The sequence below is a fragment of the Cytophaga sp. FL35 genome (assembly GCF_014349235.1).
In the GTDB taxonomy this organism is placed as follows: domain Bacteria; phylum Bacteroidota; class Bacteroidia; order Flavobacteriales; family Flavobacteriaceae; genus Euzebyella.
This window is the reverse complement of sequence record NZ_JACSOH010000028.1, coordinates 49,484-57,521: the sequence shown is the minus strand read 5'-3', so window position 1 is coordinate 57,521 and position 8,038 is coordinate 49,484. Positions and strand designations below refer to the sequence as shown.

The following is an 8,038-nucleotide window of genomic DNA, read 5'->3' as shown; positions in this document are numbered from 1 at the left end:
AATTAATGCTGAAAAAATTTCATTTTATAATTGATAAATAGATAAATCCGACCAACATATTTTTTTTATCTAATCCCGTTAACGCACACGGAACTTTGTCAACTCAATTTATAACTGATTAAACTCAAAACTAAATGGTATGAATCAATTATTCTTTTCATTCATTATTTGCATGTTCATTAGCTCTCAAATAATACATTCACAAACTACAACAGTGAAAGGAGAGGTCACTTCAAACAATGGAGAACCGTTGCCCGGTGTTAACGTTGTTGAAAAAGGAACTTCCAATGGCACAGTCACCGATTTTGATGGATTATATTCGATAAAAGTAACCACGGAAACCCCCATTTTGGTATTCAGTTCAATTGGCTTTGGTACTCAAGAAATTTCAGCAGTCAATATTTCTGATTTGAATGTTACTCTTGAAGAAGATGCTCAGGCCCTTGATGAAGTTGTTTTGGTAGGCTATGGTACTCAGAAAAAGCAAGATTTGACGGGTGCAATAGTATCCGCAGACCTTGAACAGTTTCAAGAATCCCCAAATACAAGTGTTTTACAGTCATTACAAGGCTCTCTTCCAGGTATTACGGTGGGGCAAACCTCTACTACCGGTGCAGAACCTGACATTCAAATTAGGGGAAGGTCTACTTTAAATGGTAGTCAAGACCCTTTAATTGTAGTTGATGGTGTCATCTATAGAGGTCGACTTAATGACCTAAATCCAAAGGATATTAAATCAGTAGATGTATTAAAGGATCCTAGCAGCAAAGCAATCTACGGCGCACAGGCAGCAAATGGCATTGTCATTGTTAGTACAAAGAGTGGTAAATCAACCCAGAGGCCAACAATAAATTACTCAACTTTCTATGCAGTTCAAACCCCGACGAATACTAGAAGGACCAACAATAGGGATGAATTTCTTAGGTCAGCTCGAGATGTTGACTGGGAAAATGGATACTTAGCACCTGATTACACTCAGGATAATCCTGCTTGGTCACCAGGGGTTGATCCGGTTTTTAATCCTACCTCTTTTGAAGGTGTTGGCAATGGAACTGATTTCGACTGGTTCGGTACTGCCACAAATCCTGGATATACACAAGACCACCAATTGAGTATAAGAGGCAGTTCGGATAAAACCTCCTATTTTATTTCAGCAGGTTTGACAAATCAGGTAGGTTGGATTACCAACGATAATTACGACAGGCAAACAGTTCGAGTCAATATTGATACCAAAATCACTGATTGGCTAACCATTGGCGCAAATACCTTTGGAACCTTCTCCGATTTTTCTGGTGTGAATCCTGGATTAAATGCCTTGGCTAGAATGAATCCGCTAGTAACCCCCCGTGATGAAGAAGGAGAGTATATTATCAATCCTTTAGGAAACAATATAGTCAATCCCTTTTTGGCGAGTTCGGCAGATGACAGAGATAATTTAAATAATATTTCGGCCATATTTTACGCCTCTATTGATATACCTCAAGTTGATGGCCTAAATTTCAGAGTTAACTATAGTAATAACTATCGGTGGTCATTACGTGGTAATTCCAATATCTATGGTGCGGGATTAACCGGTAGTGCATTCAAAGAAACCTCCTCTACCCACGATGTATTAGTTGATAATATTTTAACTTTTGACAAACGTTATGGCCAAGATGAAAACCATGGTTTTAAGGCGACCTTGGTCGTAGGTTTAAATACTATAGATTATGAGCAGACAATGGCGGAGGGCTCAGGATTTGGGAATCTGGCGCTATCCTACAATAGTTTGGAGCAGGCCGTTATACAAAGAATATCTTCCGATGCTTCTAAGGAAAGCTATACCGCGCAGACTGGACGAATCAACTATGATTTTAAAAGAAAGTATTTGTTAAGCGCTAGTTTGCGCAGAGACGGATTTAGTGGTTTCTCCGAAAATAACAAAACTGCACTATTTCCATCGATTGGATTGGGCTGGGTTATCTCAAATGAAGAATTTCTTGCCAATTCAGAAGCCGTTACCAATCTAAAGCTAAGAGGTAGTTACGGTAGCAATGGAAATCTTACATCACAATATAGCTCACTATCGCGATTAGAAACTCCTCCAGAATCACGCTACCTTTTTGGAGATGGAGGCACAACAGTAAATGGACAAACAGTTATTTCTTTGGCCAATCCTGATTTGAGATGGGAGCGTACCGATGGTATTAATATAGGTGCTGATTTTGGTTTTTTTCAAAACAGGGCTTCTGGTTCAATTGATTATTACAATTCGAGAACGAAGGACCTCTTGTGGGATTTTATTCTTCCTGAACTAAGCGGTTTCAGTTCTATTCGGTCTAATGTGGGGGAAATAAAAAATACGGGGTTGGAATTTACCTTAAGCTTTTCTCCAGTCCGTTCCGAACAGTTCAATTGGGATTTTGGCGTCAATTTCGCATCTAATCGAAATGAAATTGTTGAACTCTTAGGTATTGACGCTGATAGCGATGGCCGGGAAGATGACCTTATTGCCAACGGTTTGTTCATTGGGGAATCTATAGGTACCATTTATGATTATGAAGTAGACGGATTTTATCAGGTAGACGATGATAACATTCCCGATGGTTGGAGCCCAGGGTTACAACGATTGGTAGATTTAGACAATAGTGGTGATATTACTCCGGACGCGGACAGAAGAATTCTCGGGAGAGAAGAGCCTGCTTATCAGTTTGGTATAAGTAACTCACTAAGCTATAAAAACTTTGCTTTCAAATTCTTTATTAATTCAATTCAGGGAGGTAGTGACGGATATTTGGGAAGAAACAATCCTGATTTGCAAGACTCTTTTGGAAATGCACAAAACAACAACCGATTTTCAGATATAGACTATTGGTCACCTCTTAATCCAAATTCTACCTATAGGCGTCTAGGAGTTAATGCACCTGTCACTGCTCAAAGATTTTTTGACAGAAGTTTTGTCCGTTTGCAAGATGTTTCCTTATCGTACCGCCTCCCGCAGGATGTTTTAGATAATATCGGAATCCAAAATTTAAAACTTTTTTTGAGTGGAAAGAATTTAGTCACGTGGACAGATTGGGAAGGTTGGGACCCCGAAACGGGACAAGGACTTGACAGTTCAAATAGTGGCCTACCCGTTATGAAAAGTGTAACCTTCGGATTGGATATCTCCTTTTAACAATAAAATAGCTAAGATGAAAACATATATCAAAAGAACACTGATACTTTCTATTTCGATATTCATTGCAGTTTCCTGTAGTGAGGATGAATTTTTGAAAGAGGAACCGTTGGATTTCTTTGATCCGGCCAATTCCTTCGTGACTTTGGAAAACTTTGAAAGTTCCTTGGCAGACTTATATGCCAAGTACCGTTATATTTTCTATACTGGGGATAGTGGTGGTTTTTTTTCCTTCTCCTACCAATGGGGTACAGATATATTAAAAAATGCTCGTGATACGGAAGAAGCGAGGCGTTTTGGAAATTATGTTTCTACATTGGACCCTACTGGTAGCGTACCCGAATGGCATTGGGATAGATGGTATAAAATAATAGCCAACGCGAACACCATAATTGCGAAGTTGGACAATTCGGAACTGACTGACAAAGAAAAGATCAGGGTTGAAGGGGAGGCCAGACTGTTCAGGGCTTTGTCTTACCGTCATTTGGTATATCTGTATGGCGGTGTGCCCTTAGTACTCGAAGAACTTTCAGAGCCCAAGACCGATTTTACAAGGGCCTCGAAAGATGATGTTTTGAACCAGATTATAATTGATGCCACTTTTGCCGCAACCAATCTACCTGATATTGCGGAAGTGGACGATGGTAAACTGTGCAACTTGGTGGCCCAACACCTGTTAGCCGAGACTTACATTTCTCTGGACAATTTTGACGAAGCCATAGCAGCGGCATCGGTAGTTATAGAAAATCCCTCCACAGCTTTGATGACCGATAGGTTTGGATCGCGAGCAGGGGAAATGCCAGGTGACGTTTATTGGGACTTGTTCCGAAGAGGCAATCAAAACCGTTCAAGCGGAAATTTAGAATCTCTTTGGGTCGCCCAAATTGAACATGATATTCCGGGCGGATTGCTGACCACCGATGAAAATTCAGGTAATTTATATGAAAGATACCATTCTCCTGTGACCTGGACCTTGAACGACCCTGATGGCAACCCCGGTATGTTGGGCCCCAGATCCGACTTGAATGTTGCAGGTAGGGGTGTTTCCTTCTTAAGGCCAACCGCCTTTTTTGAAGATGACCTTTGGTTAGATAATTTTGATAACGACATTCGTAACGCACCACACAATTACGTCCGAGATGTTATATATGATAATCCGGAATCTGCTTGGTTTGGAAAAAGTGCGAAGGATAATCCAGGTCCAACTTTACTAAATCAAGATTGGCGATGGTATCCTCATTTGAGTAAGGTCACAACACCTGGTAATCATCCGGCCAACGTTATAGCGGACCCAACATTGAACATATTGAAAAATAGTGCGGGACCTACATTTTCGGATGCATATTATCTTAGATTGGCAGAGACTTATTTATTACGCGCTGAAGCCTATCTAGGCAAAGGTGAAATGGGTAACGCTGCTGCCGATATAAATCGCATACGCGAACGGTCAAATGCTTTACCTGTAACTCCTGGTGAAGTGGACCTCGACTTTATTCTGGATGAACGAGCACGGGAACTTGCTATGGAAGAACAGCGCAGGATTACCTTACAAAGAGTAGATAAATTAGTCGAAAGGGTAAGACTATATAATGATTTGAACACAGATGATATTCTTGATCACCACAATATCTGGCCTATTCCAGCTAAAGAAATTGAGGCCAATATAAATGGAAAACTTGAACAAAATCCGGGTTATTAAAAATATGTTGTTTAGTTAGTTTATTACATCCCGGGAAAAATTTTTCCGGGGTGTTTTATAAACTTAATGCGCGTAACAACTTTTAACTACATTTCTATTTTGAGCAAACTTGCTACGTTAGATTATATTTCCATTGGAATTTACTTACTACTAATGGCCGGTGTTGGGCTATTTTTCGGATGGTTCGTAAAAGACATAAAGGGATACTTCAAGGGAGGCAATACCATTCCATGGGGGATTTCTGGTATCAGTAATTTTATGGGATCACTCAGCACCTTTGTTTTTATTGCTTACGCAGGTATTGCTTATAAGGATGGGCTTATTGGGGTGACTGTATTATGGAGTGCAGTTATACCCTTTGTGTTTGCTGCGTTGATTATAGGGAAACTTTGGGTTCGGTCTCGAATCATCACTCCGGTTGAATATCTCGAAACACGATTTAATGCTAATATTCGTCAATTATTTGGATGGACAGGATTGGGCATGCGATTTCTAGATAACATGGTACGGCAGTATGCTATGGGTATTTTTTTAGTTACCGCCACGGATTTGACGTTTGTGCAGGCCATCATTTTTTCCGGAGCCATAACTACACTTTTTACCATAGTGGGTGGGGTATGGGCCGTAGTGGTTATGGACACCTTGCAATTTGTTATCTTAATTTTTGTTTCCGTATTGTTAGTACCTCTATCCCTGGAGGCTACCGGAGGGCTAGCCATTTTGATGGATAAGCTCCCCAGTCATTTTGAGTTCTTTTCTGGTCCTAAAGGCCAACCGTTATGGCTAATGGTTTATTTTGTAATGATTCTTTTTAAGTACAATGGAAATTGGGTCTTTATTCAGCGATTCTACAGTGTAAAAGATGAAAATGCTACCAGAAAATTAGGTTTTTTTTCGGCAGCGTTATTGTTGATATTTCCCATAATATTCTTACTTCCAGCAATTGCGGCAGCCGATATTTTGCCTGGGCTTGAGGACCCGGAGCAAGCTTATGTAGCCGTGGCAGTACATTTGCTCCCTGCAGGTTTGTTAGGCTTAATGATTGCCGCCATGTTCTCGGCCACAATGTCTTCTTTAAACTCAGAATTCAACGTCATGTCCGCGGTATTGACCAATGACATTTATAAACGCCTGATCAACCCTGGTGCCACAGAAAAACAATTAATTTTTGCGGCTCGCTTAAATATATTATTAGTTGGTGCCATTGTCGTTGCCGGGTCCTTATTTGTTGGAAAACTCGGAGGGGCTTTTGAGGCTAATAAAATCTTGACAGGACTTTTTGCGATACCTTTAGCCATTCCACTTGTATTGGGACTATTGTTCAAGAAAACAAATTCTGTCGGCGCCTTTTTTACTGTTTTGGCAGGTATTTTTTCAGGATTGATTTTGACGTCGTCAAGCGATTTCTCTTGGGAATTGGCGACATTAATACAAATTGTAAGTTGTATTACCATATTCTTCCTTTCAGGATTTCTGCTAAGTTCCAAAGAAAATTATAAAAAAAGGGTCAATAATTTTTTTGAGAAAATACAGACTCCCTTGAGTCCTAATGAAATTGACGAACCAGATTCTAAATTTCGTTGGGCATTAGCCAATCTTTTTTCAATTGCCATTGGAGCATCTGGACTATTATTTTGTGCGGTAAGTATACCTTCCTTCGGAATGGAAAGTGGAAAAATTGCTTTGGCTATTGGTGGAGGCTGCATCCTACTGGCCATAATCTTAAAGTGGCTAACAACTGGAAGCCATAAATTTTCATATAAATCAAAAAAATGAAAGAGATGACCCCATATATTCACAAGGATTTTTTATTGTCCGATGACCTGTCAAGGTCATTATATTTTGATTTTGCCCAGCAATTACCAATTATTGATTTTCATAATCATCTAGACCCATCGATGATAGCCAACGACACTCATCCGGAAAATTTATCCAAAATGTGGGTGGTGTCTGATCCATATAAGCATCGCGCTATGCGAATTAACGGTATTCCCGAAGATGGAATTACAGGAATTGCTACTGATTATGACAAATATTTGAATTGGGTTAAAACTCTTCCACGAACATTAGGAAATCCACTTTATCAATGGAGTTATCTCGAACTAAAAAGGGCTTTTAATATTGATTCACCACTTAATGAAAGTTCGGCTGCTGAAATTTGGAATAAATGCCAAAAGCAGATTGATTCTGGAAAGCTCTCTACTATTTCATTACTCAAAAAATTTAATGTGGAAGCACTTTGCACCTCAGATGATCTACTTGACGACGTGTCTATACATAAAAAGGCCTCCGAAAAAGGAGTTGCCGTTCTACCTTCGTTACGTACTGATAGTATAGTGAATAAACCTGAGGAGTTTCAGAAGTGGCATAAAGTATTGGAAAATCTTTCTCAAATTAAAATTAAAGATTTGGATAGTTACGAAGCCGCAATACTAAAAAGATTTGAACTCTTTTCAGAAGCCGGCTGCAAGCTTGCCGATCAGGCTTTGGATTCAGGTTTCGAGTTCCATTACGTAGATAAATCAAAGGTTGATTCAATTTTCAAGCGATTTTTATCAGAGGAACAACTAAGTGACGTAGATATTATTTCTTTACAATCCTATCTATTAGTTATGGTTGGAAGAGCCTGCGCTAAACAGAATTGGATTTTGCAGTTACATATCGGAGCTCAACGAAAGACCAGCTCACAATTAAAGAAATTGGTCGGCGGAGCAGGTGGTTACGCTTCAATTGGGAGCCCAACGAATATTTCGACACTCGTTCAAGCACTAGATGTAATGGATAAAAACGGCGATTTGCCAAAAATTATACTTTACAATCTGAACCCAGTCGATAATGCTGCTTTTGCTTCAATAATGGGATCTTTTTCAGAAGATGGTATAACGGGAAAAATTCAATTTGGGCCAGCTTGGTGGTATAATGACCACTATGAAGGCATCATAAATCAGTTAAAGGCCTTAGCCAGTCACGGGCTTTTACACAATTCAATTGGCATGACTACGGATTCACGCAGTTTTCTGTCGATGTCTCGACACGAATACTTTAGAAGGGTTTTCTGTGGTTTTATGTCAACCTGGGTAAAGCAAGGGCTACTTCCAAATGATCTGTTCATCTTAAAAGAATTGATAGAGGATGTTTGTTTTAGGAATGCAAAAAAATGGATACTAAATATTAACTAATTA

The 8,038-nt window shown here is 39.5% G+C and carries 4 protein-coding genes; all 4 read left to right on the top strand.

All coding sequences use genetic code 11. The features are described from left to right. Positions 1–139: 139 nt before the first annotated feature. Positions 140–3,157, top strand: coding sequence for a SusC/RagA family TonB-linked outer membrane protein (locus BIZ36_RS17665; protein ID WP_187459222.1), 3,018 nt, complete (start codon positions 140–142; stop codon positions 3,155–3,157). Between the two features lie 16 nt (positions 3,158–3,173). Beyond that, positions 3,174–4,856 (top strand): RagB/SusD family nutrient uptake outer membrane protein, encoded by a 1,683-nt coding sequence (locus BIZ36_RS17660; protein WP_187459221.1) that lies wholly within the window; start codon positions 3,174–3,176, stop codon positions 4,854–4,856. 99 nt (positions 4,857–4,955) lie between these two features. Then, positions 4,956–6,632 (top strand): sodium:solute symporter family transporter, encoded by a 1,677-nt coding sequence (locus BIZ36_RS17655; RefSeq protein ID WP_286174936.1) that lies wholly within the window; start codon positions 4,956–4,958, stop codon positions 6,630–6,632. Next, on the top strand, positions 6,629–8,035 hold the full coding sequence (gene uxaC / locus BIZ36_RS17650) for a glucuronate isomerase (RefSeq protein ID WP_187459219.1): 1,407 nt from the start codon (positions 6,629–6,631) through the stop codon (positions 8,033–8,035). The genes BIZ36_RS17655 and uxaC overlap by 4 nt, the downstream gene beginning before the upstream one ends. Positions 8,036–8,038: the final 3 nt, after the last annotated feature.